At 62.8% G+C, this 24,754-nt stretch carries 19 protein-coding genes, 1 tRNA gene and 1 pseudogene; 9 read left to right on the top strand and 12 right to left on the bottom strand.

Annotation, left to right across the window (positions count from 1 at the left end; translation table 11 throughout):
* Window positions 1-9: 9 nt before the first annotated feature.
* On the bottom strand, window positions 10-1,764 hold the full coding sequence (locus LB516_RS06230; RefSeq protein ID WP_224719136.1) for a TadG family pilus assembly protein: 1,755 nt from the start codon (window positions 1,762-1,764) through the stop codon (window positions 10-12).
* Complete coding sequence (locus LB516_RS06225; RefSeq protein WP_140618623.1) at window positions 1,765-2,211, bottom strand: TadE/TadG family type IV pilus assembly protein; 447 nt, start codon at window positions 2,209-2,211, stop codon at window positions 1,765-1,767.
* 282 nt (window positions 2,212-2,493) lie between these two features.
* On the opposite strand from LB516_RS06225, the gene LB516_RS06220 reads away from it, so the two are divergent.
* The 4 genes from LB516_RS06220 (at window position 2,494) to LB516_RS06205 (ending at window position 7,927) form a co-directional block, all read left to right on the top strand.
* Entirely contained in the window at window positions 2,494-4,086 is a 1,593-nt protein-coding gene (locus tag LB516_RS06220) for a peptide ABC transporter substrate-binding protein (RefSeq protein ID WP_015318682.1), read from the top strand.
* Between the two features lie 166 nt (window positions 4,087-4,252).
* Window positions 4,253-5,176: an ABC transporter permease subunit gene (locus LB516_RS06215; protein WP_015318681.1), complete on the top strand. Its 924-nt coding sequence runs from the start codon at window positions 4,253-4,255 to the stop codon at window positions 5,174-5,176.
* Entirely contained in the window at window positions 5,169-6,290 is a 1,122-nt protein-coding gene (locus tag LB516_RS06210; RefSeq protein ID WP_015318680.1) for an ABC transporter permease, read from the top strand. The genes LB516_RS06215 and LB516_RS06210 overlap by 8 nt, the downstream gene beginning before the upstream one ends.
* 17 nt (window positions 6,291-6,307) lie before the next feature.
* Window positions 6,308-7,927 (top strand): ABC transporter ATP-binding protein, encoded by a 1,620-nt coding sequence (locus tag LB516_RS06205; protein ID WP_224525909.1) that lies wholly within the window; start codon window positions 6,308-6,310, stop codon window positions 7,925-7,927.
* A gap of 39 nt (window positions 7,928-7,966) precedes the next feature.
* On the opposite strand, the gene LB516_RS06200 is transcribed toward LB516_RS06205, so the two are convergent.
* The 3 genes from LB516_RS06200 to LB516_RS06190 form a co-directional block, all read right to left on the bottom strand.
* Complete coding sequence (locus tag LB516_RS06200; RefSeq protein WP_224587694.1) at window positions 7,967-8,302, bottom strand: hypothetical protein; 336 nt, start codon at window positions 8,300-8,302, stop codon at window positions 7,967-7,969.
* A 145-nt stretch (window positions 8,303-8,447) separates the two neighbouring features.
* Complete coding sequence (locus LB516_RS06195) at window positions 8,448-8,885, bottom strand: hypothetical protein (RefSeq protein WP_140717825.1); 438 nt, start codon at window positions 8,883-8,885, stop codon at window positions 8,448-8,450.
* Between the two features lie 2 nt (window positions 8,886-8,887).
* Window positions 8,888-9,103, bottom strand: a complete 216-nt coding sequence (locus LB516_RS06190) for a hypothetical protein (protein ID WP_015318676.1) — start codon at window positions 9,101-9,103, stop codon at window positions 8,888-8,890.
* Window positions 9,104-9,625: 522 nt separating this feature from the next.
* On the opposite strand from LB516_RS06190, the gene LB516_RS28995 reads away from it, so the two are divergent.
* A complete protein-coding gene (locus LB516_RS28995; RefSeq protein WP_318011807.1) occupies window positions 9,626-9,952 on the top strand; it encodes a hypothetical protein in 327 nt (108 codons plus the stop codon).
* Window positions 9,953-10,613: 661 nt separating this feature from the next.
* Here LB516_RS28995 and LB516_RS06180 read toward each other — a convergent pair.
* A tRNA-Pro gene (locus LB516_RS06180) sits at window positions 10,614-10,690 on the bottom strand.
* Window positions 10,691-10,889: 199 nt separating this feature from the next.
* On the opposite strand from LB516_RS06180, the pseudogene LB516_RS06175 reads away from it, so the two are divergent.
* Window positions 10,890-12,409, top strand: a pseudogene (locus LB516_RS06175) (phosphomannomutase/phosphoglucomutase).
* 10 nt (window positions 12,410-12,419) lie between these two features.
* Window positions 12,420-14,654 carry a mannose-1-phosphate guanylyltransferase/mannose-6-phosphate isomerase gene (locus tag LB516_RS06170; protein WP_224719135.1) on the top strand — a complete coding sequence of 745 codons (2,235 nt, stop codon included), beginning with the start codon at window positions 12,420-12,422 and terminating at the stop codon, window positions 14,652-14,654.
* Between the two features lie 6 nt (window positions 14,655-14,660).
* On the opposite strand, the gene betB is transcribed toward LB516_RS06170, so the two are convergent.
* The 5 genes from betB to betI all read right to left on the bottom strand — a co-directional run bounded on the left by betB (window position 14,661) and on the right by betI (window position 20,968).
* Window positions 14,661-16,124 carry a betaine-aldehyde dehydrogenase gene (gene betB, locus LB516_RS06165; protein WP_140726631.1) on the bottom strand — a complete coding sequence of 488 codons (1,464 nt, stop codon included), beginning with the start codon at window positions 16,122-16,124 and terminating at the stop codon, window positions 14,661-14,663.
* A gap of 81 nt (window positions 16,125-16,205) precedes the next feature.
* Window positions 16,206-17,858, bottom strand: a complete 1,653-nt coding sequence (betA, locus tag LB516_RS06160) for a choline dehydrogenase (protein ID WP_015318670.1) — start codon at window positions 17,856-17,858, stop codon at window positions 16,206-16,208.
* Window positions 17,851-18,855, bottom strand: coding sequence for a threonine/serine dehydratase (locus LB516_RS06155; protein WP_224719134.1), 1,005 nt, complete (start codon window positions 18,853-18,855; stop codon window positions 17,851-17,853). Before LB516_RS06155 ends, betA begins: the two co-directional genes overlap by 8 nt.
* A complete protein-coding gene (betC, locus tag LB516_RS06150) occupies window positions 18,852-20,381 on the bottom strand; it encodes a choline-sulfatase (RefSeq protein ID WP_224719133.1) in 1,530 nt (509 codons plus the stop codon). The genes LB516_RS06155 and betC overlap by 4 nt, the downstream gene beginning before the upstream one ends.
* Window positions 20,378-20,968, bottom strand: a complete 591-nt coding sequence (betI, locus tag LB516_RS06145; protein WP_224719132.1) for a choline-responsive transcriptional repressor BetI — start codon at window positions 20,966-20,968, stop codon at window positions 20,378-20,380. Before betI ends, betC begins: the two co-directional genes overlap by 4 nt.
* 194 nt (window positions 20,969-21,162) lie before the next feature.
* Between betI and LB516_RS06140 the strand changes: the two genes are divergently transcribed.
* Together LB516_RS06140 and LB516_RS06135 are read left to right on the top strand one after the other, a co-directional pair.
* Window positions 21,163-22,329 (top strand): acetyl-CoA acetyltransferase, encoded by a 1,167-nt coding sequence (locus LB516_RS06140; RefSeq protein WP_224719131.1) that lies wholly within the window; start codon window positions 21,163-21,165, stop codon window positions 22,327-22,329.
* Between the two features lie 27 nt (window positions 22,330-22,356).
* On the top strand, window positions 22,357-23,361 hold the full coding sequence (locus tag LB516_RS06135; RefSeq protein WP_224719130.1) for an asparaginase: 1,005 nt from the start codon (window positions 22,357-22,359) through the stop codon (window positions 23,359-23,361).
* Between the two features lie 9 nt (window positions 23,362-23,370).
* On the opposite strand, the gene LB516_RS06130 is transcribed toward LB516_RS06135, so the two are convergent.
* Window positions 23,371-24,747 (bottom strand): TIGR03808 family TAT-translocated repetitive protein, encoded by a 1,377-nt coding sequence (locus LB516_RS06130; protein ID WP_224719129.1) that lies wholly within the window; start codon window positions 24,745-24,747, stop codon window positions 23,371-23,373.
* Window positions 24,748-24,754 lie beyond the last annotated feature (7 nt).

Genomic DNA, 24,754 nt, shown 5'->3' with positions numbered 1-24,754 from the left:
TAGGCGGTCCTACTGAACGAGCACCGCCCGGCCGCAGGTCGCGCCGGTGACGCGCACGTCGGCCTGGCCGACACGCACACCAAGGGCTCCGAGCAAATTGTAAACCAACTCGTCGACCGGCGCCGCCACGCCGTTCAAGAGCGCAACCACTGCCGGCCGCACGGTGGAAAGCAAGGTATTCAGATTCAGCAGCGGCAAGCCCAGCAAATTGGTCGTCAGCGACAGATCAGTGATCAGGGAGGTCGTCAAAGACTGTGTCAGGTTTTGCGTGGAGACTGTCTTTATCGTTTTGGCGTCGATGTCGGCCTTGTTGAAGGTCAATGCGGTCGGCGCGTTGTTGGCCATTTCAAATGCCGCTGAGCCCGTCACTGAAAGTAGATTGATCAGAAGACTGACCTTTGCGATTTCAGTGTCGGAGAACGATTCCGGTTTGGTGAAATCGGCAAAGCCGGAGCTACTGCTGTCGGCCAAATGCGCTTCCACAACACCGGGGCGGGCAGAAACGGTGACCTTGATGCTGTCGGGACCCGTAGGACAGCTTATGTCGGTGAGTTTGGCTTCGGCGTAGGCGACTTCCACATGCAGTGGCAGGTTGACCGACACCAGAGTAATGCCCCCACCGACATTGCCGCCTGCGCCGCCGACTGTCGCGGCTACTTTGATGCGCGTCTGGGCGGTCCGCACGACAGTGCCGATACCATCGATCGCCAGCCAGGGCGAGGACTGCATCGGCTCGCCGATGGCGATGCTGAGTTTGGTGGAGAGCAGCCCCGGGATGGTGGCGCCGAGATCGATCGCGGCCTGGTTGGTACCGTTGGCGAGCACGGCGGCTGCCGTCAGCATGCCCATGGCGCTTGCGTCTACCCCAAGCCCGGACGGCTGTTGGCCGAGGCCCAGGCTGCCGACCGAACCAAGGTCGACAAGGCTGCTGAGCGGGATCTTGACGGTGCTGGTCGATTTGGAGGCGATGGTCTGCAGGGCGACCTTGGCCGTATTGCCGAGGCCGGGAACATTGGCCATGGCGGTAGCGATCTGGCCGACCGTCGCCTTCGATGCCAGAACGTCGGAATAGGTACCGGCCGTGATGTTCAGTTGCGTGGCGAGCGCACTGATGAAGGAAAGCACGCTCACATCCGCCGAGATCAGCCCGTTGTAGTCCATGACGCTGAGCGAGATGTTGCCGCCGAGAAGTCCGCTCAAAAGTGCGTTGAGGATGCCGCCATTGACGCTGAACAACCGCGATCCGACCGAGAACGTCGCCAGCGGCGTCATGCTGGCCGTGGCCTGGGTGCCGATGACGGGAGTGGGGATCAGCGAACTTGCGAAATAGCGGTTCGGAATCTTTGCCAAAGTGACGCGGACGGCATTGTAAGGCGTCACACCCGCCTGGAAGCGCTGGCTGACATTGGCGGTCGATGAGGCATATCGGCCCTGCGTGACCGTCACCACCGTTTTGCCGGTGGCCGGGGCAATGGTCTGGCCCGAAGCTTGAACGACGACGCCCGGCATGCCGTTGTCGGCCAGTGTGGTGACGACCGCGGTGTTGACGTTGTTGATGTTCGAGGCGGCGGTAATCGCCGCCAGGTCGACCATCGCCTGGGCTTCCCGGCGCTCGGTATAGATGGAGGCTTCGTCAATGGCCACCGCTGCCAGCGCCAATGCAACCGGCGCGCTCAATGCGGTCATGACGGCGAAGTTCGCCTTCCTGTCTCCCATCATCGACCGTGCAAGCCGACCCATACCCTTGCCCGCCCGCCGCAGCATTCAGATACCCCCGACCCTGATCGTTGACTGACGCTTGATGGTCGTCCCTGGCATGGCTATGCCGGGGAACAGGTTCCAGATCGGCAGGTTGCGGGCATCGTAGGAGATGGACACCACGAACTGGCTTCCGTCGGCGATGCTGTCGTTGGCCTGGTAGGTCAGTTTGCTGGCGTCCACGAAGGGGTAGCCGCCGGCATTGTTGGTGAGATAGCTGGCCACGAGCGTCTGCCGCTCGGTCTGGTTCACCCCAGCGATGGCTGTTCGGGCAGCGTCGGCTGCAATTTGTTGGATCGAATTGGCGGCGCCAAAATAGATGCCGTATGCAACCATTCCGAGTAGAAGAAGAATGAAAAGCGGTGACAGCAAAGCGAACTCGACGGCTGAAGTTCCCGAGTTGTCTGATCGGAAACGGCGACTTCGGGCCTCGAAAATGGGGTGGTGAACCATGGCACCAGCATGCCCAAATTCGCATGCAGAAAGCGAAAACTCTGGGTGCAACCAAAGGGTGCGGTCGATTGAAAACGAATCTCTAATTTAGCCGTTGCTTTCTCGACAATGGGGATTGACTTAGGGTCAATCAGTACTCGGTTGAAAAGAGCTTACCTCCTGTCTAGTCTCCTGCCACCAGCCGCCGGAGGGAACCGGGGGCGCGCTCAAAGGAGCCAGTCATCGGCTTCGGGGCGTCAACACGTAAGGCGCGCCGATGGCAGCGCCGACAGGGAGAACTTCATGCTGAAAAACATGCTGAAGGCGACGGTATTCGCCACCACCATGGCCGTAACCGCCGGCGCATTCTACACGCCGGCTTTCGCGGAGAGTGTCTATAACAGGGGCACCGCCGCTGAATCGGAGTCGGTCGATCCGCACAAGACCTCGACGGTCTATGAAGCCAATGTGCTGCGTGACCTGTTCCAGGGATTGGTCATGCAGGACCAGAAGGCGAACCTCATTCCGGGCGCGGCCGAAAGCTGGACGGTATCGGATGACGGCACCGTCTACACCTTCAAGCTGCGCAAGGACGGCATGTGGTCTGACGGCAGCCCGGTGACGGCGGAGGACTTCGTCTATGCCTTCCACAGGCTGGAAGATCCGGCGACCGGCGCCGAATACGCCTCGATGCTGTATCCGGTTAAGGGCGCGGAGGATGTCAACACCAAGAAGGGCAAGCCCGAGGACATGGGTGTCAAGGCGATCGACGCCGGCACCCTTGAGGTGACGCTGAAGGCGCCGACGCCGTACTTCCTGGAGATGCTGACCCATCAGGCGACCTATCCGGTCAGCAAGGCCTCGATTGAAAAGCTTGGCGCCGACTGGATCAAGCCCGGCAATCTGGTTTCGAACGGCGCCTATACGCTGGCCGAATGGGTTCCCAACGATCACATGAAACTGGTCAAGAATCCCAAATTCTGGGACGCCGCGACCGTCAAGTTCGACGTGGTCAACTACATTCCGACCGAGGATCGTTCGTCGGCGATGAAGCGCTTCGAGGCCGGCGAACTCGACAGCTATGACGATCTGCCGACCGAACAGCTCGCCGACCTCAAGACCAAGTTCGGCGACCAGATCCATGTCGGGCCGTATCTCGGCACCTACTATTATGCCATCAAGACCGACAAGGCGCCGTGGAACAACCCCGAACTGCGTAACGCCATCTCGATGGCGATCGACCGTGATTTCATCGCCGAGAAGGTCTGGCAGAATTCGATGCTGCCCGGCTATTCGATGGTGCCCCCCGGCATCGAGGGCTACACGCCCGCAATGGCCAAATACGCCGACATGCCGCAGATCGACCGCGAGGACGCGGCCAAGAAGATCCTCGAGAAGCTTGGCTACACCCCCGAACATCCGCTGAAGATGGAAATCCGCTACAACACCTCGGAAAACCACAAGAACACGGCAGTGGCGATCCAGGAACAATTGAAGCCGCTTGGCGTCGACGTCACGCTGCTCAACACCGACACCAAGACCCACTACTCCTTCCTCGAGCAGAAGGGCGACTATGACGTGGCGCGTGCCGCCTGGATTGCCGACTACAAGGATCCAGAGACCTTCCTCGGTATCACGCGCAAGGCCAGCGGCAACAACTATTCCAACTACAACAGCCCGCAATACGAAGCGGCAATGGACAAGGCCGCGGCCGCCGGCGGCAAGCCCGAAGAGCGCATGAAGGACCTCTCAGCGGCCGAGCGCATCCTCATCGACGATGTCGGCCAGATCCCGCTTCTCTACTACAGCTACCACGACATCGTTTCCTCGAAGCTGCATGGCTTCGTCGACAATGTGATGGACGTGCATCCGTCGCGCTTCGTCAGCAAGGATTGATCCCTGGCCAAGCCGCCGCGCTCTAAAGAGCGCGGCGGTGCTGGTTTGCCATCGCATCGGCCCGGGAAGCGGAAATCGATTTTCGGAAGAATCCGGTGTGAAGATTTGAAGGCTGGAGCGCAATCGTCCGAGTGGAAGGGCGTGCTCTGGATCAAGTGGGGCACCGATGCTGCGATACGTATTCCGGCGGCTTTTGACCGCCATCCCGACGCTGTTCGTCATCGTGACGATGGCGTTCTTCCTGATGCGCGTCGCGCCGGGCGGTCCATTCAACCAGGAGCGGGGGCTGAGCCCAGAGATCAAGGCCAACTTGGAAGCCCAGTTCGGCCTCAACGATCCGCTCTGGCTGCAATATGTCCATTATCTCGGCAATCTGCTGCGCGGCAATTTCGGCCCGAGCTACAACATGCCGGATTTCACCGTCACCGAACTGTTTGCCAAGGGCCTGCCCATTTCCGTGCAGCTCGGAGCCTCGGCGCTGATCCTGGCGCTGCTGCTCGGCAGCGTGCTCGGCACCATCGCCGCGCTCAACCAGAACAAGCTTGGCGACTATACGGTGATTGCCCTGGCGACCGCCGGCAGCACCATCCCGACCTTCGTCATCGCGCCGGTGATCCAGCTTGTCTTCGGGCTGACCTGGAGGCTGCTGCCGATCGGCGGCTGGGGTGACGGCGCCTTCATCAACAAGGTCGGCCCGGTGCTGACACTTGCCTTGCCGCAAATCGCCATCGTTGCCCGCCTGATGCGCGGCTCGATGATCGAATCGCTGCGATCCCATCATATCCGAACGGCGCGCGCGCTCGGCCTTTCCGACTGGTCGGTGGTGGTCAAGCACGCGTTGCGCGGCGCCATCCTGCCGATCGTCTCCTTCACCGGCCCGGCGGCGGCGGCACTGCTGACCGGCTCGGTCATCGTCGAGACGATCTTCTCCATTCCCGGCGTCGGCCGCTATTTCGTCGATGCCGCGCTCAACCGCGATTATACGCTGGTGATGGGAACGGTGGTGGTGATCGCCATTTTTACCATCGTCTTCAACCTGATCGTCGACGTCATGTACGCGGTCGTCGACCCGAGGGTGCGCTATGACTGACATCGCAGCCACGGCCCCCGCAATCGTTGGTCGCTCGCTTTGGGGCGATGCCTGGGCGCGCCTCAAGGCCAATCGCGCCGCCATGTTCAGCCTCTACTACCTCGTTCTGATTGGGATCATCAGCGTCTTTGGCCCGTGGTTCGTGCCGCATCAATACACGACCATCTACGCCGACTATGTGCGCATGCCGCCAAGCCTCTCAGCCTATCCGAAACCCGACATGATCGAGACGGCACTTACCGAAGCGATCAAGCGCATGCGAGTCGACATCAAGGACTGGCACCAGGAGGGGAGCCAGGTCTTCGTCACGGTCAAGTCGACCAAGCCGATCGACGACCGCAACATCCGCTACCTCGACCGGTCCGATGCCTTCGACGACACCAAGATCGAAAACAAGTCGCCCGACGGCCTCGAAGTGACGATGAGCGCATCGGTCAAGCAGCAGTATTTCCTGTTCGGCACCGACAATACCGGCCGCGATCTTCTCTCCCGCACGCTGATGGCCGGGCGCATATCGCTGGCCATCGGTCTGCTGGCCGGTGTCGTGGCGGTGGTGATCGGCGTGATCTACGGCGCCGCCGCCGGCTTTTCCGGAGGGAAGGTCGATGAAGTGATGATGCGCATCGTCGACGTGCTCTATTCCTTGCCGTTCATCTTCTTCGTCATCATGCTGGTGGTGTTCTTCGGCCGCAACTTCGTGCTGATGTTCCTGGCGGTCGGTGCCGTGCTGTGGCTCGACATGGCGCGCATCGTGCGCGGCCAGGCGCTGTCGATTCGCCGGCAGGAATATGTCCAGGCGGCGGAAGCCATGGGCATTGGCCAGCGTGGCATCCTGATCCGCCATGTCATCCCGAACCTGCTTGGCCCGGTGGTGATCTACATGACACTGCTGGTGCCGCAGGTCATCATCCTGGAGAGCTTCCTGTCGTTCCTCGGGCTTGGTATCCAGGAGCCGATGACCAGCTGGGGCGTGCTGATCTCGGTCGGCGCCAAGAACATCGGCACCGCCAACTGGCTGCTCCTGTTTCCCGCCTTCTTTCTGGTCTCGACGCTGTTCGCCTTGAATTTCGTCGGCGACGGCCTGCGCGACGCGCTCGACCCACGGGATCGATAAAGATGGGGACCGCTGAAATGGCTGCTTCCGAAACGATCCTCAGCGTCAAGGACCTTCGCGTCCGCTTCCGCACGCTCGACGGTACGGTCGAAGCGGTCAAGGGAATCAACATCCACGTCAACGCGGGCGAAACGGTTGCCGTGGTCGGCGAGTCCGGTTCCGGCAAGAGCCAGACGATGATGGCGGCGATGAGCCTGCTGGCCTCCAATGGCGAAGCGTCAGGCCATGTCGACTATCGCGGCCGCAACCTGCTGACCCTGAGCAAGTCCGAGCTGAACAAGGTCCGCGGCCGCAAGATCAGCATGATCTTCCAGGAACCGATGACTTCGCTCGATCCGCTCTATTCGATCGGCAACCAGCTGATCGAGCCGATCCGCCGCCATCGCGGCCTGAGCGCCGCCGCAGCGCATGAAGAGGCGCTCAAGCTGCTGCGGCTCGTGCATATTCCCGATCCGGAACGGCGGATGAAATCCTATCCGCACGAAATGTCCGGCGGCCAGCGCCAGCGCGTGATGATCGCGATGGCGCTCGCTAATGACCCCGACATCCTGATCGCCGACGAGCCGACGACGGCGCTTGACGTCACCATCCAGGCGCAGATCCTGATGCTTTTGGCCGAACTGCAGCGCAAACTCGGCATGGCGATCGTCTTCATCACCCATGACCTCGGTATCGTCCGGCGCTTTGCCGACCGTGTCTATGTCATGCGCCAGGGCGAGGTGGTCGAGGAAGGCGAGGCGGAAGCCATTTTTGCCAATCCACGGCACGCCTACACCAAAATGCTGCTGGCGGCCGAGCCGACGGGAACCAAGGCGCCGCCGCCAGCCGATGCGCCGGTGGTGCTCGAAGGTCGGAATGTCGAAGTCACATTCAGGATCGGCGGTGGGTTTCTGGCCGGCGAACCGCTGATGCTGCGGGCCGTCGATCACATCTCGATCCGGCTGCAGCGCAACCAGACCATCGGCATTGTCGGCGAATCCGGCTCGGGCAAGTCGACGCTCGGCCGCGCCTTGCTTCGGTTGCTGCCGAGCGATGGGCTCATTCGGTTCGGCGATCGCGATATCTCCACTGCCGACCGGCAGCAGATGCGGCCGCTGCGGCGCCAGATGCAACTTGTCTTCCAGGATCCGTTCGGCTCGCTGTCGCCGCGCATGACCGTCGGTCAGGTCGTCACCGAAGGGCTGCTGGTGCATGAGCCCAACCTTTCAGGAAAGCAGCGCGACCAGCGCGCGGTCGAGGCCCTGCGGGAGGTCGGCCTCGACCCCAATGCCCGCAACCGCTACCCGCACGAATTTTCCGGCGGACAACGGCAGCGCATCGCCATTGCCCGCGCCATGATTCTGAAGCCGAAGATGGTCGTGCTGGACGAGCCGACATCGGCGCTTGACCGCTCGGTGCAGAAACAGATCGTCGAACTGCTGCGCAAGCTGCAGGCCGACCACGAACTGTCCTACCTCTTCATCAGCCACGATCTGTCGGTCGTGCGCGCCATGGCCGACTACATCATCGTCATGAAGCAAGGCAAGATCGTCGAAGAGGGGCCGACGGAAGAGATCTTCAGCAATCCACGGGCGCCTTATACGCAGACGCTGATGAACGCCGCGATCGACGTCACACGGTTTCGACTGAGCGCGTAAGGCGCCGGCAGGGGCAATTGTCGTGGCGTCGTCTGTCGCTCAGCTCGCGCACTTGCGTGCGCGCACAGCGACAATGGCATCCTGCTGTCGCTTCAGCCGGTCGATCCTTGCCGTTTCACGGTTGGCGACCGCGGTCTTGACGCGCGATCCGCCCAGCAGCCAGCGCGGCACGCTGGTGTTGGCGACCTTGCCGCGGGTGATCGCCGTCTGCGAGATGTCGCGCGCGCTGCTTCCCAGCGCACTGTTGAGGTCGCTACAGCTCATGCTCTCGTATTTGGCCGGATCGGCCGTCCTGCCGATCGATGAGCATCCGGCAACCATGAAGGCCGCAGCCAGAAGAGCGGGTGCCGACCTTGTCCTTGAAATCAAACTCATGCGCGCGTCCGGCCCGGCCGTTTTTGCCGCCTCCCTGATCTTCATCGATCAACCTAGCGCTGATAGCCAATTCGTCAAAGTTTCACCGGCCGGCCAGTGCTCGCGTTCTGCACTGGCTATCGGCCAATTATCGCTGTCGGAATTTTTACGCTGCTTGGGCGGCCAATTCGGTCATGGAGTCACAACCGCCGAGCATCATCTGGGCAATGTCGGTCGCATTGTCGTCGACATGCGCCGTTACCAGCACAATCCCCCCGCCAATACTTGGCCGCTCGGGTCTTCTGGCGGCCGCGACAATGGCTTCGAGCAATCCGCCAAGGCCGCCGCAGAACACGCTGGCCAAGGCTATTGCCGATAGGCCGGTCGGGAAAAGGTTGATGTCGTAAACAGCAACGGCGCCGAGGCACGCCAACAGCCCGGCGGCAGCGCCCAGCATGACACCCGGAGACCTCAGGACATCGATTTCGTCACGATAGGGCCCGATAATGGCGACCTGTACGCGCGGAACCCCGGCCGCCAACAGGTCGCCGGCAATCCGCGCCGCTTCGGCATGGGATTCGAAAAGCTTACTGATTGTTGGCATGGTTACTCGGACATCGCGTCCGTCAGCGTGTCGGTAACGAAGGATGCGGCGATCAGATCGTCGCCGTCGATGCGGCCTCGCCCGCCTTCAATCACGGCCGCTACCTTTTGGAAGGTCTTCATTTCACCCTCGGTGATCTGAGCGTGTTGCATTCTGGTTTTGAGGCTATCTATGCGCATCCCCAACACATGGGATGTTACAGTCTCATGGTTCGACATGGTGGTGCTCATCCGTTCCCGCTTCGCTTGGTTTTCCCGCGCCCGATCTCGAACTTGGGCCGAGCGGAAACGTTCCCAGGGCAGGGCTTCGGTCGGGCGGAGGTCGGACCTAAGTCTGGGCCTGGAACGCATTGGTCTTGCCAAGCGGGCCGGCCGGAACAGTCGCTCTTCGTCACCGTCGTCTGCTGCAATACCGGAGGAATTTGATGGAGAAGAGTGTTGGTCAGGCGCGCTGGTTGCTCGCACCGATTTTCGCGGTTGCCATCACCTTCATGGTGGCTGGAATAGTCCTCAGCTAATCTCTTGGCACATTAGCGCAGCCCAGTTCTTTCCCAGGCCGATAGGCTTCGTGAGCGAGCATGGATCTGGCGAACCCTGAAGTCTTGGCCAGGCCAGCTCAAATGACCTGGTCACCGAGCAGAATTCCCGCGACGCTTCCGAGCGGTATGGGAGATTCGAAGTTGAAACGATCGCTTCGCATGGCTGCATTTCAGCCGCGGGCGAGAACTCGAAGCTATTCGCATGAAACGCGCGCGAGCGTGCTGGGCAAAGTCACCTGGTGGCCGGGCTCGCGAGAGCCGGGCCACCAGTTGGGCATCAGTAACCGCCGTTTTCCATTACCACCGGATGATGGTGACGGTGGTGGGTGGAAACGGAACCGGTGACGACGACTGCATTCCGATCGTGATGCCGGCGGCCATGGTCATAGAACGCCACCGTCCCGTGGTGTCGGTGATGCAGGCGCTGGCCTTCCTCATTGATGATCCTGACGTTGTGGTGGTGCCGATGGTGGGTCCTGATGACGACGTCGGCCTCGGCTGCCGAAGCCAAAGCGGGCAATCCCATTGAAAGCGCCAAAGCGCACATGATCATTGTTTTCATTGCAAGTTCTCCAACTGCTTTGATTAGCCCTTCGTTGGTTACAACTGCTGCTGATCCCTTTGGTTCCGGTTCCCCGGGGGACAGCCGCACGCAAGCGAAGGGCTGGCTATCGCCTCGCCACGATTGGCAAAGAGGAGGCTTGCTTCCGGCCATCTGCCCAGGCGGCGGCAAACGTCACCCGCGTTCTGTCACTGCCAGGGAGGAACGCTCTGCCGCAATTGTTAAGACAGTTCGCCCACCTGTCGCCAGATCCCCGTCAGCGACGGAACATTAGGCCGGCCTAACAGTTCTTCCCGCAGCGGACATCACGGTTTGGTGTTCGCTGAAGATCAGCAGGCAAAGGCTGATCGGCCCGCGTCCTCCGCCAGAGGCGCGGGCTTCACCAGGCAACAGGAGTGAGATTATGAACAACATCATTTGGCTTGTGGGAGCGGTGGTCGTCGTCATAGCGGTATTGAGCTTTTTCGGCCTGCGTTAAACGCCTGCATATGGGGGCAGGGACTTCGTGGCCCATGCCCCCAAAGAGGAACGAATCTCGTGTCCGTTCCCTAGGAACAGGCATCATCTTGGACAAGGCTCTACTCGGGTGGAGCGCCAAAGTCGGGATGCGCTAACACATTGTTTTTTCTGGTCGGAGTGGCAGGATTTGAACCTGCGACCCCCTCGTCCCGAACGAGGTGCGCTACCAGGCTGCGCTACACTCCGTGACCAGATCGCGGGCTTATAGCCGCCACACATCGTTCCTGCAAGCGGCAATGGCAGCCCTTCTGTCGCATTTCGTCCGCTTTCTGCGGGCGTTGCCGGAAGGCCCGAATTTCCATCCGGGATAAACGTGGCTTAAAGCCTTGTGTGCTAAGCCGCTGCCTTGATGGATCGTATTTCTGCCGCTAGGAGCCCTGCCGTCTTGCCCCTAAAAATCGTCGGCGAAGCGTGGCCAAACAGCTTCGAATTCGAAACCGCGGCGCTGATCAAGCCATCCGGTTTTCGTGAATATGATGCGCGCTGGTGGTTCGGCCATCCCGGTTCGGCAGTGCCGCCTGAACTCAATCTGATCGGGGTCCAGGCGCTTGGCATGGGGCTCGGCACGCTGATCCGGCGGCTCGGCGCCGGGCCTGACATCGTCACCGGGCATGATTTCAGATCCTATTCGCTCGGCATCAAACTGGCGTTGGTTTCCGGGCTGATGGCGGCCGGCGCACGGGTGAAGGATATCGGTCTGGCGCTGTCGCCGATGGCCTATTTCGCGCAATTCGCGCTGGAGACGCAGTCGGTGGCCATGGTCACCGCATCGCCAACGAGAATGGCTGGACCGGCGTCAAGATGGGAGCGGCGCGGGCGCTGACCTTCGGCCCCGAGGAGATGAGCGCGCTGAAGGCGATCGTGCTGGCCGCCGATTTCGACCTTACCGGCGGCGGCTCCTATGATTTCGTCGACAATTTTCGCGCCACCTATCTCGACGATGTGACAAGGGACAAGCGCATCACACGAAAGCTGAAAGTGGTCGCCGCCTGCGGCAACGGCACTGCTGGCCCCTTTGCCCCGGAAGCCCTGCAGCGCATCGGCTGCGAAGTGATCCCGCTCGATGTCGAGCTTGATCATACGTTTCCAAACTACAACCCCAATCCGGAGGACATGCAGATGCTGCATGCAATCAGGGACAAGGTGCTGGAGACAGGGGCCGATGTCGGTCTGGGCTTCGATGGCGACGGCGACCGCTGCGGTGTCGTCGACAATGAAGGCAACGAGATCTTTGCCGATAAGGTCGGCGTCATGCTTGCGCGGGATATTTCGCGGCTCCATCCGGGTTCGACCTTCGTTGTCGACGTCAAGTCGACCGGACTGTTCAACACCGACGCGGTGCTGCGCGCCAATGGCGCCGTTACCGACTATTGGAAGACCGGCCATTCCTACATCAAGCGCCGGGTTGCCGAACTCGGCGCGGTCGCCGGCTTCGAAAAATCAGGCCACTTCTTCTTCAACTCCCCGATCGGGCGCGGCTATGACGACGGACTGGTCACGGCAATCGCCATCTGTCAGATGCTGGACCGTAACCCGGCCAGTTCGATGGCCGATCTCTACGGGGCACTGCCGCTGACCTTCGGCACGCCCACAATGTCCCCGCACTGCGCGGACGATGTGAAGTACGGCGTGGTCGAGCGGGTGGTCTCCGATTTTCAGGCGATGAAGCGGGACGGCTCCAGTTTCGCCGGCCAGAAGATCGTCGACCTTGTCACCGTCAATGGCGTGCGCGTCGTTGCCGAGGACGGTACCTGGGGTCTGGTGCGCGCTTCGTCGAACAAGCCGGAACTGGTCGTGGTCGTCGAAAGTCCGGTCTCGTCCGAGCGTCGCCAGCAGATGTTCGATGCCGTCGATGCCGTGCTGCGCCGCAGTCCGGAAGTCGGCGCTTACAACCAGACTTTTTGACAGGGCATCCATGGGCCAGCGCATCGTCAGTTTTATCATGAGCGGCGGCGTCGGCTCTCGGCTGTGGCCGCTGTCACGCGAGGACAATCCCAAGCAGTTCCACGACCTGTCGGGCGACGGTTCCATGCTCGCCAAGACCTTGCGCCGCCTGACGGCGAGACCGGCTGGCGAGACGCCGATCTTCCTGATCGCTTCGGAGCGTCATGCCGATCGTGTCCATGCCGACTTGGCCGGTCTCGATCTTGCCGGCGGCGGCCCGCTGTTCGAGCCGGCGGGACGCAACACGGCCGCAGCCGTCGCACTGGCGACCCTGCGCACGCTGTCGGAATTCGGCGACAGCCTGGTTCTGGTGGTGCCCTCGGACCATGAAATAGCGACGGCAGGGCAATTCTGGCAAAGTATCGAGGCGGGATCGCAGGCGGCGCGCGCCGGCCGTCTGGTGGTGTTCGGCATCAAACCGACCCAGCCGGAAACCGGTTACGGCTATATCGAGGTATCGGCCGAGAAGGGCGGGGTGTTCGACGTTTCGCGCTTTGTCGAGAAGCCCGACCTTGCGACGGCCAACGACTATCTCAAGGCGGGAAATTTCTACTGGAACACCGGCATCTTCCTGTTTCGGGCCGGTGCCATGCGCGACGCCTTCAAGACATTCCAGCCCGACATCTGGCACGCCACCGAAGCGGCCTACGAGGCGGCCACGACGGACCTGTCCGGCCTCTATATGCCGCTGGAACTTTACGCGGCGATCCCGTCGAACTCGATCGACTATGCCATCATGGAGCGGGCAAAAGACATAGCCATGGTGCCGGCCGGCTTCCGCTGGAACGATCTCGGCTCCTGGCAATCGCTCCTCGATGTCGGTCCCGCCGACGACCGGGGCAACGTCGTTGTCGGCGATGTCGTCGCCATCGATTGCGAGAATTCCTATATCCGCAGCGATGGCCGCCTGCTGTCGGCGATCGGCATGAAGGACGTTGCCATCGTCTCGACGGCGGATGCCACTTTCGTTGCCCCGGTGAGCCACAGCCAGCACGTCAAGAAGATCGTCGAACAACTCGAAAAATCGGGACGGCTGGAAACCAGGTTCACGCCGGCGCATGACCGCGTCATCGAAAGTGGCGCCTGGCGGCGGCGCGTGCATCACTGGCTGTTCCAGGAGACCTTGCCGTTGTGGTCGACATCAGGCGTTGACGAGCGCCACGGTGGCTTCCACGAGGCGCTGGGTTTCGACGCCAGGCCGCTCGTCAAGCCCAAGCGCATGCGCACCCAGGCCAGGCAGGTCTATGCCTTCGCGGTTGCCAAGGAGCGTGGTTGGACCGGGCCGGCCGACCGGCTGATCGCGCATGGCATCGACTTCATGGCAGGGCAGGGCCGCACCGAACGGGGCGGTTGGGTGCGCACGCTGAATGTCGATGGCTCCGTCGCCGATCCCGTCGAGGACGCCTACGATCATTCCTGCATCCTGCTGGCGCTGGCGCATGCGCATATGTCGGGCAATGCCGATGCCTTGCGGCTCGGCCAAGAGACCTTCACCTTCCTCGATGCGCATCTGGAGGACAGCCGCATGACCGGCTTCCTCGACACCTCGGACTGGGCGGGCGAGCGACGCTCCAACCCGCACATGCATCTGCTCGAAGCTTTCCTGGCCTGGCACCAGGCGACCGGTGAGCGTGCGCATCTGCGTCGCGCGTCGCGCATCATCGACCTCTTCCGCAGCCATTTCTTCGACGCCGAGAGCTGGACGCTCGGCGAGTATTTCGATGCAGAATGGAAACCGGTACCGGGAGAGAAGGGGAGCTGGACCGAACCTGGCCATCACTTCGAATGGGCCTCGCTGCTGGTCGATTTCGCTGGCCGCAGCGGCCAGGCCGAGCTGAGCGTCTTCGCCCGAAAACTTTACGCATCGGCAATCGCCAATGGCCTCAACCGGGCCACTGGCCTTGCCTATGGTGCAGTCTCGCGGCAAGGACTGCCGCTCGACCTGATATCGCGCAGCTGGCCGCAGGCCGAGGCGCTCAAGGCGGCGATCGCCCTGGATGGCTCGGGCGGCCCCGATCTGAAGCCGGAGATCGAGGCGAGGGTCGGCCGGCTGTTCCGCTGGCACGTCGACCCGGCGCCGCTCGGCCTGTGGATCGATCGCATCGACGAGCGCGGCCGCTCGCTGGCATCTGACGTGCCGGCGAGCATCTTCTACCATCTGGTCTGTGCGCTGACGCGGTATCTGGATGGAACGGCGGAGAAGTAGGCGGGATCAATACGGACTGGCGACGTCCCCGGTCTCGACATAGATCGACTTCAGCTGCGAATAGAGTGCCAGCGCCGCCAGCGAATTCTCCCGCCCGATGCCGGACTGCTTGACGCCGCCGAAGGGGATTTCCACCGGGGTCAGATTGTACGCGTTGATCCAGCAGGTTCCGGCCTGCAACTCGGCGATGACGCGATGGGCGCGCGGCAGGTCGCGCGTGAAAACACCGGCGGCAAGACCGAACTCGGTGTCGTTGGCGCGGTCGATCACCTCGTCCTCGCTGTTGAATTTCAGAACGCTCATGACCGGGCCGAAAATCTCCTCGCGGGCGATCCGCATCGTGTCGGTGACAGCGGTGAATACGGCCGGCTCGACGAAGAAGCCGCCCTGGAAGCCCTGCAGCGACGGCACATTGCCGCCACAGGCCAGCGTCGCCCCATCCTGCTTGCCGGCCTCGATATAGCCGACGACCTTGTCTTGCTGTGCCTTGGAGACCAGCGGCCCCATCTGCGTTTCCGGGTCGAGCGGATCGCCGATGCGGATTTTCTTGGTCCGTTCGACCAGCCGCTCGACAAAGCGGTCGTGAATGCCGCTCTGGACGAAGACGCGCGTGCCGTTGGAACAGATCTGGCCGGTCGAATAGAAGTTGCCGAGCATGGCGCCGCCAATGGCATTTTCGAGATCGGCATCGTCGAAGACGATCAGCGGCGACTTACCGCCGAGTTCCATCGTCGCGTGCTTCATCCTGGAGCCCGCTAGCGACAGCACCTTGCGCCCGGTCGGCACCGAGCCGGTCACCGAGACCTTGGCCACCACATCATGGCCGACAAGGCCGGCGCCGACGTCGCCATAGCCTTGCACGACGTTGAACAGCCCGTCGGGCAGGCCGGCTTCCGAGTAGATCTCGGCCAGCGCCAGCGCCGAAAGCGGCGTGTTTTCCGATGGCTTGAACACCATGGCATTGCCCATGGCGAGTGCGGGTGCGGATTTCCAGCCGGCGATCTGGATCGGATAGTTCCATGCGCCGATGCCGACACAGACGCCGAGCGCCTCGCGGCGCGTATAGGCGAATGGCCCGCCGAGGTCGACCGCTTCGCCGTTGAAGACAGCGACCGCGCCGGCGAAATATTCAAGGCAGTCCGCGGCGGAAGGTGCATCCGCCACCAGCGTCTCCTGGATCGCCTTCCCGGTGTCGAGCGTCTCGATGCGGGCAAGATCGGCGTTGCGGGCGCGCAAAATGTCGGCGGCTCGGCGCAGGATGCGGCCGCGCTCGACCGGCTTAAGCCGCGCCCAGGCCGGCTGTGCGGCGCGGGCGGCCTCGACCGCCAGTTCCAGCACGTTCGGCGTCGCCGATCGCAGCATGGCGATGGTCTCGCCCGTGGCCGGATAGATCACCGGGAGCGGCGCGCCGCCTTCGTCCTCGATATAGCGTCCGTTGACATAGTGCGAAGCCGTGGGCTGGGCGCGCATGGGAGGTCTCCAATCGTTGTGCCCAAGACGGCTATTGGGCGGGCGCCTGTCGGGCAGCTCACTCTATCGGCGGATCATGGCCTATCTGTCGGAAGCCTGCCAGCGCGGATTGATCCATGGTTCCTGGTTGGACGGCGCGAGCGGCGTGCGGCCAAGGATGTGATCGGACGCTTTTTCGCCGGTCATGATCGATGGCGCGTTGAGGTTGCCGTTGGTCACGCGCGGGAAGATCGAGGAGTCGGCGACCCGCAATCCGTCGACGCCGATGACCCGGCATTCCGGATCGACCACGCTCGATTGATCATCGACGCGGCCCATTCGGCAGGTGCCGCAGGGGTGGTAGGCGCTTTCGGCATGGTCGCGAATGAACACGTCGAGATCGTCGTCCGACTGGACATGGCTGCCCGGCGAGAGTTCCTGTCCGCGATAGGCATCGAAGGCCGACTGGCCGAAGATCTCGCGGGTCAGGCGGATGCAGTGGCGGAACTCCGCCCAGTCGTCCGGATGCGACATGTAGTTGAAGCGGATGACCGGCTTCGCTTTCGGATCCGGCGAGCGCAGCGTCACCGAGCCGCGCGACTTCGAGCGCATCGGTCCGACATGCGCCTGGAAGCCGTGCGACTTCGCCGCCGCCTTGCCGTCGTAACGCACCGCCGCCGGGATGAAGTGGTACTGGATGTCGGGATAGTCGACGCCTGCCTGCGAGCGCACGAAGGCGGCCGCCTCGAAATGATTGGTGGCGCCAAGGCCCGATTTGAAGAACAGCCACTGCGCCCCGATCATCGCCTTGGAGAACGGGTTCAGCACTGAATTCAGCGTGATCGGTTTGGTCGATTCCTGCTGGATGTAGAGCTCCAGATGGTCCTGCAGGTTGCCGCCGACGCCAGGCCGGTCGGCCACAACGGCAATGCCGTTTTCGTGCAAATGCCCGGCCGGGCCGATACCGGACAGCATCAGGATCTTCGGCGAGTTGATCGACGACGCCGCGACGATTACTTCACGTCGCGCCTTAACGACCTGAATCTGTTTGTGAGCTTCGATCTCGACGCCGATGGCGCGTTGATTCTCGATGATCACCCGGCGCGCAAAGCCTTTGACCAGTCTGACGTTTTTGCGCCGGAGCGCCGGCTTCAGATAGGCTGATGCCGCCGACCAGCGGCGGCCGCCCAGAATGGTCTGCTCCATCGGGCCGAAGCCTTCCTGCTTGGCGCCATTGTAGTCGTCGGTCAGTTCAAACCCTGCCTGGCGGCCCGCTTCGACGAAGGCGCCATAGAGCGGATTGCGCCGGGAGCCGCGCTGCACATGCAGCGGGCCGCCGTGCCCGCGCCAGCCATCCTCGCCGCCATCTGAATCCTCCATGCGTTTGAAGTAGGGCAGCACGTCGGCGAAGCCCCAGCCGGCCGCGCCCTGTTCGGCCCAATGGTCGAAGTCGCGGGCGTGGCCGCGCACATAGACCATGCCGTTGATCGAGGACGAGCCGCCGATCACCTTGCCGCGCGGCGTCGCCAGCACGCGGCCACCCAGATGCGGTTCCGGTTCACTGGCGAATCCCCAGTCGTAGAGGCTCATGTTGAGCGGTATCGACAGCGCCGAAGGCATCTGGATCAGCGGCCCGATATCAGTGCCGCCGAATTCGATGACGATGACCGAATGCTTGCCGTCTTCCGACAGGCGATAGGCCATGGCCGAGCCGGCGGAGCCGGAACCGATGATGACGAAATCCGCTTCAAGCATGGTTCATATGCGCCATAAAATCGGCGAGCGAAACGTTGCCGCCGGTAGCCACCACTAGGACGGTTTTTCCCGCCACATCCACCTTGCCACCGAGCAATGCCGCCAGCGACGCCGCACCTGACGGTTCGAGCACCAGCTTCATCCGCTCGAAAGCGATCCGCATCGCGCGCCGCACCGACCGATCGTCGACGGTGATGCCGCGCACGCCAGCGGTCTTGACCGCGGCGAACGGCGCGTCGCCGGGCCGGCGCGACATCAGTCCGTCGCAGATCGATTTCGGACCGATCGGCATGGTCTCGATGCTGCCATGCGCCAGTGACGAGCCCATGCCGTCGAACCCTTCAGGCTCTACGCCGATGATCTCGGTCGCCGGCGACAGATAGTGGAAGGCGAGCGAAACGCCGCCGATCAGCCCACCGCCGCCGACCGAGCAGAACAAGAGATCGGCGCTGGCATCCTTAGCCGACAGCTGGTCGAGCGCCTCGAGGCCGGCACCCGCCTGACCGGCGACGATCTCGGGATCGTCGAATGGATGCAGGAGCGCTAGCCCTTCTGTTTCAGCGATTTCGCGCGCCTTGGCCGCCGCGACCTCTTCACGCGCGCGATCGCCATGGTCGGTCAGCACAACGCGCGCGCCATAACCCGCGGTAGCATCGCGCTTGGCGGCCGGCGCGTCGATCGGCATGACGATGGTCACGGGAATGCCGAGCGCCTGGCCGGCCGCGGCCAGCCCTTGCGCGAAATTGCCGGAGGAATAGGCGACGACGCCCTTCTTCGCCTCGTCGGGCGAAAGCCGCTTCAGCCGCCAATAAGCGCCGCGAACCTTGAAGGATCCGGCCCATTGCAGCGATTCCGGCTTGATGAAGACCCGGGCCGCGCCGGTTTCCCTGGCGAGCGCCGCCGATTCCAGCAGCGGCGTGACCTGTGTCGCCCGTGACGTTACCGCATAGGCCTGCCTGAGATGGTCGAGAGTGGGAACGAGAAGGTCTGCCATCATTCGCCTCGCGGATACCTTTTGCTCTCTTCGAGATTGTCGAGGTTCATGTGATTGCGCATGTACCGCTCTGATGCTTTCTGCAACGGCTGGAAATCCCAGGGGTAGTAGGCGCCGTTGCGCAGCGCCGGATAGACGACCCAGCGGCGTGCCTGGTTTTCGCGCACGGCGGCATCGAAGCCGGCCATGTCCCAACGCGCCCGGACCTTTTCCAGGAATGCCGCCACAAGACTCGCATTGGCCGGGTCGGCGGCCAGATTGTCCCGCTCGAGCGGATCGGCTTCGAGATCGAACAATTGCGGCGGATCGAGTTCGCAATGGACGAATTTGTACCTGCCTTCGCGGATTGCCACCAAGGGCGCATAGGAGCCCTCCGCCGCGTACTCGATCAGCACCGGTGCCGTGCGCTGCCCGCCCTTGGTGAGCGGCAGCAGCGACTGGCCGTCGGTCCACGGCGCGATCGGCCCGATGTCGATGCCGGCAAGGTCGCAAAGCGTTGGTGCTACGTCGAGATTGGAGACCGGCGCCTCGATCAGCCCGGCACGAATGCCCTTGCCGGCAATCATCAACGGCACTCGCGCCGAGCCTTCGAAGAAGCTCATCTTGAACCACAGGCCTCGCTCGCCGAGCATGTCGCCGTGATCCGAGCAGAACAGGATGATCGTGTCGTCGAGCATGCGCGTCCGCGTGAGAACGTCGAGGAGCTCGCCGACCTTGTCGTCGACATAGGAGATGTTGGCGAAATAGCCGCGCCGCGAACGACGCACCTCTTCAGGCGTGATCTCGAAAGAGGGATAGTCGCTGGCATGGTACAGCCGCCGAGAATGCGGATCCTGCTCGTCTTCGGCGATGTACCCGGTTTCCGGATCCAGCACCTGGCAATGCTCATAGAGATCCCAATACTGCTTGCGCGCGACATAGGGATCGTGCGGATGCGACAGCGAGACGGTGAGGCACCATGGCCGATGGCTCGCATCGTCCTGTTCGCGCGAAAGCTGATAGAGCTTCTGAGACGCAAGGAACACGACCTCGTCGTCATACTCCATCTGGTTGGTTGTTTCCGCAACGCCGGCGCCAGTCACCGAACCCAGATTATGATACCACCACTCGATGCGCTCACCGGGTTTGCGGTAGTCCGGCGTCCAGCCGAAATCCGCCGGATAGATATCGGTGGTCAGCCGTTCCTCGAAACCGTGCAACTGATCCGGTCCGACGAAATGCATCTTGCCCGACAGGCAGGTGTAGTAGCCGGCCGCACGCAAATGATGGGCGAAGGTCGGGATCGACGAGGCGAACTCGGCGGCATTGTCATAGACCCCGGTGCGCGACGGCAACTGGCCGCTCATAAACGACGCACGGCCCGGCGCGCAGAGTGGCGAGGCGGTGTAGTTGTTGGCAAAGCGCGCCGAACGCGCCGCCAGTGCCTTCAAATGCGGTGTGTGCAGAAATTCCGCCGGCCCATCCGGGAACAAGGTCCCGTTGAGCTGGTCGACCATGACGATCAGGAAATTGGGTCGCTTCGCTGTCACTGCTTGTGCCGTCCGCCAAGTTTGGTTTCGAGATAATCCTCGACCAGCGCGATCGCGGTCGCGGCGTCAGGCACGCCATCCTTCAGCGCGCGCCTGATGTAGAGCCCGTCGATCATCGCCGCCGTCGCTTCCGCGGCGCGGTCGGCCTCGGTCCTCGGCAGGATACCGGTCAATCCACTCATCAGGTTGGAATGCAGCCGCCGGGCATAGATTCTGAGCAGCCGGCGCAGCGAAGACGATTGCTGCGCCTCGACATAGAAAGCGAGCCAGGCGGCAATGGTTTCGGCCTGGAACTGGACATCGGAGAAGTTGACGGCGACCACGGCCGAGACGCGCTCGCGCGCGGTGCAGGCGCACTGCAGGGCGCGGCGCATATCGATGGTCAGTTCGGCCAGGATGTGCCGCATCGTCGCGAACAGCAGCTCGTCCTTGGCGCCGAAATAGTGGTGCGCAAGCGCAGAAGACACACCGGCGCGTCCGGCGATCTCGGACATGGTCACGTCAAGCGAGCCACGCTCGCCGACCGCCGAGATCGTCGCGTCGATGAGCGCCCTGCGGCGCAATGGCTCCATTCCGACTTTTGGCATGCCGTTCCCGATTTTTGCGGGAGATTATTTTTTATTGACGCGTCAATCAATAAAAAATCGACCTCGACGCGACCTGTACCAAGCGATTGTTGCGTTGCGGCCCTTCACGGCCCGGGCGAGAATGTTTACATTTGAACAATAAAAGCGAAGTGCGTCACGAGCCATGGGCGCTGGCGCCAAGGATGGAGACCGCCATGACCGCATGCATCGTTGGCTGGGCGCATTCGCGCTTCGGCAAGCTTGAGGGCGAGACGCTCGAAAACCTGATCGTCAAGGTCGCGACGGACGCGCTCGACCATGCCGGCATTGGCCCGGACGAGGTCGACGAGATCGTGCTCGGCCATTTCAATGCCGGTTTTTCGGCGCAGGATTTCACGGCAAGCCTGGTTCTCCAGGCGGACGATCGGCTGCGCTTCAAGCCGGCGACACGCGTCGAGAACGCTTGCGCCACCGGTTCGGCGGCGGTCAGGCAAGGTATCCGCGCCATTGATGCAAACGCCGCCCGCATCGTGCTGGTGGTTGGCGCCGAGCAGATGACGACGACGCCCGGGCCCGAAATCGGCAAGAATTTGCTGAAAGCTTCCTATCTGCCCGAGGACGGCGACACGCCAGCCGGCTTCGCCGGCGTCTTCGGCAAGATCGCGCAGGCCTATTTCCAGCGCTATGGCGACCAGTCGGATGCGCTCGCCATGATCGCTGCCAAGAACCACAAGAATGGCGTCGACAATCCCTATGCGCAGATGCGCAAGGATTTCGGCTATGACTTCTGCCGGCAGGAGAGCGAGAAAAACCCGTTCGTCGCAGGACCCTTGAAGCGCACCGACTGCTCGCTGGTCTCCGACGGCGCCGCTGCCCTTGTCCTTGCCGACACGGCAACGGCGCTGAAGATGCGCCGCGCGGTCGCCTTCCGCGCCAACGAGCATGTGCAGGATTTGCTGCCGATGTCGAAGCGCGACATCCTGACCTTCGAAGGCTGCGAACAGGCCTGGACCCGCGCGCTGAAGAACGCCGGCGTAACGCTCGACGATCTCTCCTTCGTCGAAACGCATGACTGCTTCACCATCGCCGAATTGATCGAGTATGAAGCGATGGGACTGGCCAAGCCGGGTGAGGGCGCCAAACTGGCGCTGGATGGCACAACGGCAAAAGACGGCCGTCTGCCGGTCAATCCCTCCGGCGGACTGAAGGCCAAGGGCCATCCGATCGGCGCCACCGGCGTCTCCATGCATGTCTTGACCGCCATGCAGCTTGTCGGCGAAGCCGGCGGCATCCAGGTGCCGGGCGCGAAACTCGGCGGCATCTTCAACATGGGCGGTGCGGCGGTCGCCAACTACGTTTCCATTCTCGACCGGATCAGGTAAACCGCCCCGGCATTCGCGGGAGGTAGCATGGCAAATCCGGTTCTGATCGAAGTTTTGCGCGGCGCCATTGTCGAGAGCGCCCATCGCGGCGCCGTTGCCGTCTTCGATGCCGACGGCAAGCCGGTGCTGGAGATCGGCGATACGTCGAAGCCGGTCTTTCCGCGTTCCGCCGTAAAGGCGATCCAGGCCCTGCCGCTTGTCGAAACGGGTGCCGCGGATGCCTATGGCTTCGGTGACCGCGAACTGGCGCTGGCCTGTGCCTCCCACTCCGGCGAGCCGGCGCATGTCGAACTGGCGCGGTCCATGCTGGCCAGGGCCGGGCTGGACGGGTCGGCGCTCGAATGCGGGGTCCACTGGCCCTCGAACCATGACGCGGAGATTGCGCTCGCGCGTGCCGGCGGCTCACCGAATGCGTTGCATAACAATTGTTCCGGCAAGCACTCCGGTTTCCTCTGTACCTGCGTTCATTTGGGCATCGCGCATCGCGGCTATGTCAGACCGGATCACGCCCTGCAGGAAATGGTGCGCGACGCCATGCAGGCAGTCACCGGCGCTGTCCACGGCCCCGACGAACGCGAGGTCGACGGCTGCTCGATTCCGACCTATGCGGTGCCGCTCAGGAGTTTCGCGCTCGGCTTTGCTCGCATGGCCACGGCCCAAGGCTTTGGCCCGGAGCGGGCGAAGGCCGCGAAGCGGCTGCTTTCGGCCTGCATGGCGGAGCCGTTCTTCGTGGCCGGCACCGGCCGCGCGGACCTGTTGCTGATGGAAGCCGCTCCGGGGCGAATTTTCGCGAAAGGCGGGGCCGAGGGCGTCCATTGTGCCGCAATTCCGGAACTCGGCCTCGGCATCGCGGTCAAATGCGATGACGGTGCCGGGCGCGCCGGCGATGCAATCGCCGCCGCGGTCCTCGCCAAGCTGCTGCGGGCGGACGAGGCCTTGGCGGCGAAGCTGCTCGAACTGGCGAATGCGCCTATCGAAAGCCGGATTGGCGCCAAGGTCGGGGCGCTGAGGCCGACGCCGGCCCTGAATTGAAGGTGGCAATCAGCTGACGCGGTTGCGCTCCACGGTCAGGTGCGCATAGCCGCTGCGGCTGGTCTGGGTGAGGTCTGATGTCACCGGCTCGGCCCAGCGCTGGCCGACAACCGCTCCGTTCGACGCGCCATCGATGACGTTGTCGGAGATGACGGCCGTGCCGGCACCTTCGACCACACTGACGACGATGCCGGTGCCTGCCTTGCGAATGATGTTGCCGGTGGCCACGACGTTGCGCAGATACGGCCCCCAGCCGATCGACATGCCGTAGAGCGGCGCGTTCTCGATGACGTTGTTGGAAGCGACGGTGTCGGCCTCGACGGCGATCCCAACGCCGAAGCCGGGTGGATCCGCGGTATAGGGGCCTGATGTCGACAGATTGCGCACGATGTTGCCGGAGCAGATACCCATGCGGCCGCCCTCGTTGAAGTTGACGATCGAGATGCCGTTGGCGGCACCGTCGACGATGTTGTTGGAGATGACAGCACCCTCGAACGAGAACTCGGAATAGACCGCGGTCTCGCCCGAGCGTGAGCAGGTGTTGCCCGATATCTGCAGATTGCTGGAACTGTTGGCCCGGATCGCCGAGAAGGCGCAGTCGGAGACCACATTGCCCGAGATGACGACATTGCCGGCGCGGAAGGCATTGATGCCGTTGCCGTTCTGGCCGGTGCCGCCGCTGCGCGCGCCAATGCGTTCGACGCGGTTGCCGGTGACCATGGTGCCGTCTTCCGCAGCTTGCCAGCGGTGCACTAGGATGCCGCCATTGGCACAATCGGAGACGGTGTTGCCTGATATCGCCAGTCCTGCGGCCTCCACCGAATAGATGCCGGCGTCCGCCGCCCCCGATATGTCCGAACGCTCGATCCGGCCCGCGGCGTGTTCCAGCGCCAGCCCGTTCTTGCCGCTGCCCGTGATCTGGCAGTTGTCAACCACGAGATGCGCCACCCGGCGCAGATCGAGCAGTCCTTGCGCGTAGTCGCCCATAGAGCGATTCGCGCCGTCGAAAACCAGTCCGCTGAGTTCGATATGGTCGGCGTGTTCGGCCATAAACAAATGGCCGTCGCCGCCATAGACGATCCGTGTCGCGCCCGGCACGCCGGAAAGACGCACGCGACCAGGCAGCGAGAGATTGGACACCACATAGGTGCCGGGCGGCAGGAAGACCGGCATGTCACGGCCATTCGCGTCGCGCAGCAGCTTGGCGAAGGCCTTGCTCTGGTCGTCAAACGTACCGGGCTGGACGCCAAGTTCGGTGGCGTTGATCGAGCCTCGCATCGAGGCTTTCTCGATGCCGGTTAGGCCGGCGGCGGCCGTCTTGCCGAGCGCGAGGCCCGTGACCGCAAAGCCGGCGGTCTGCGTCAGCAGCGTTCGTCTGTTCAACATCGGCACA

The organism is Mesorhizobium sp. CO1-1-7 (genome assembly GCF_020164885.1).
Classification (GTDB): Bacteria; Pseudomonadota; Alphaproteobacteria; order Rhizobiales; family Rhizobiaceae; genus Mesorhizobium; species Mesorhizobium australicum.
This window is presented reverse-complemented; position numbering and strand designations above follow the sequence as displayed.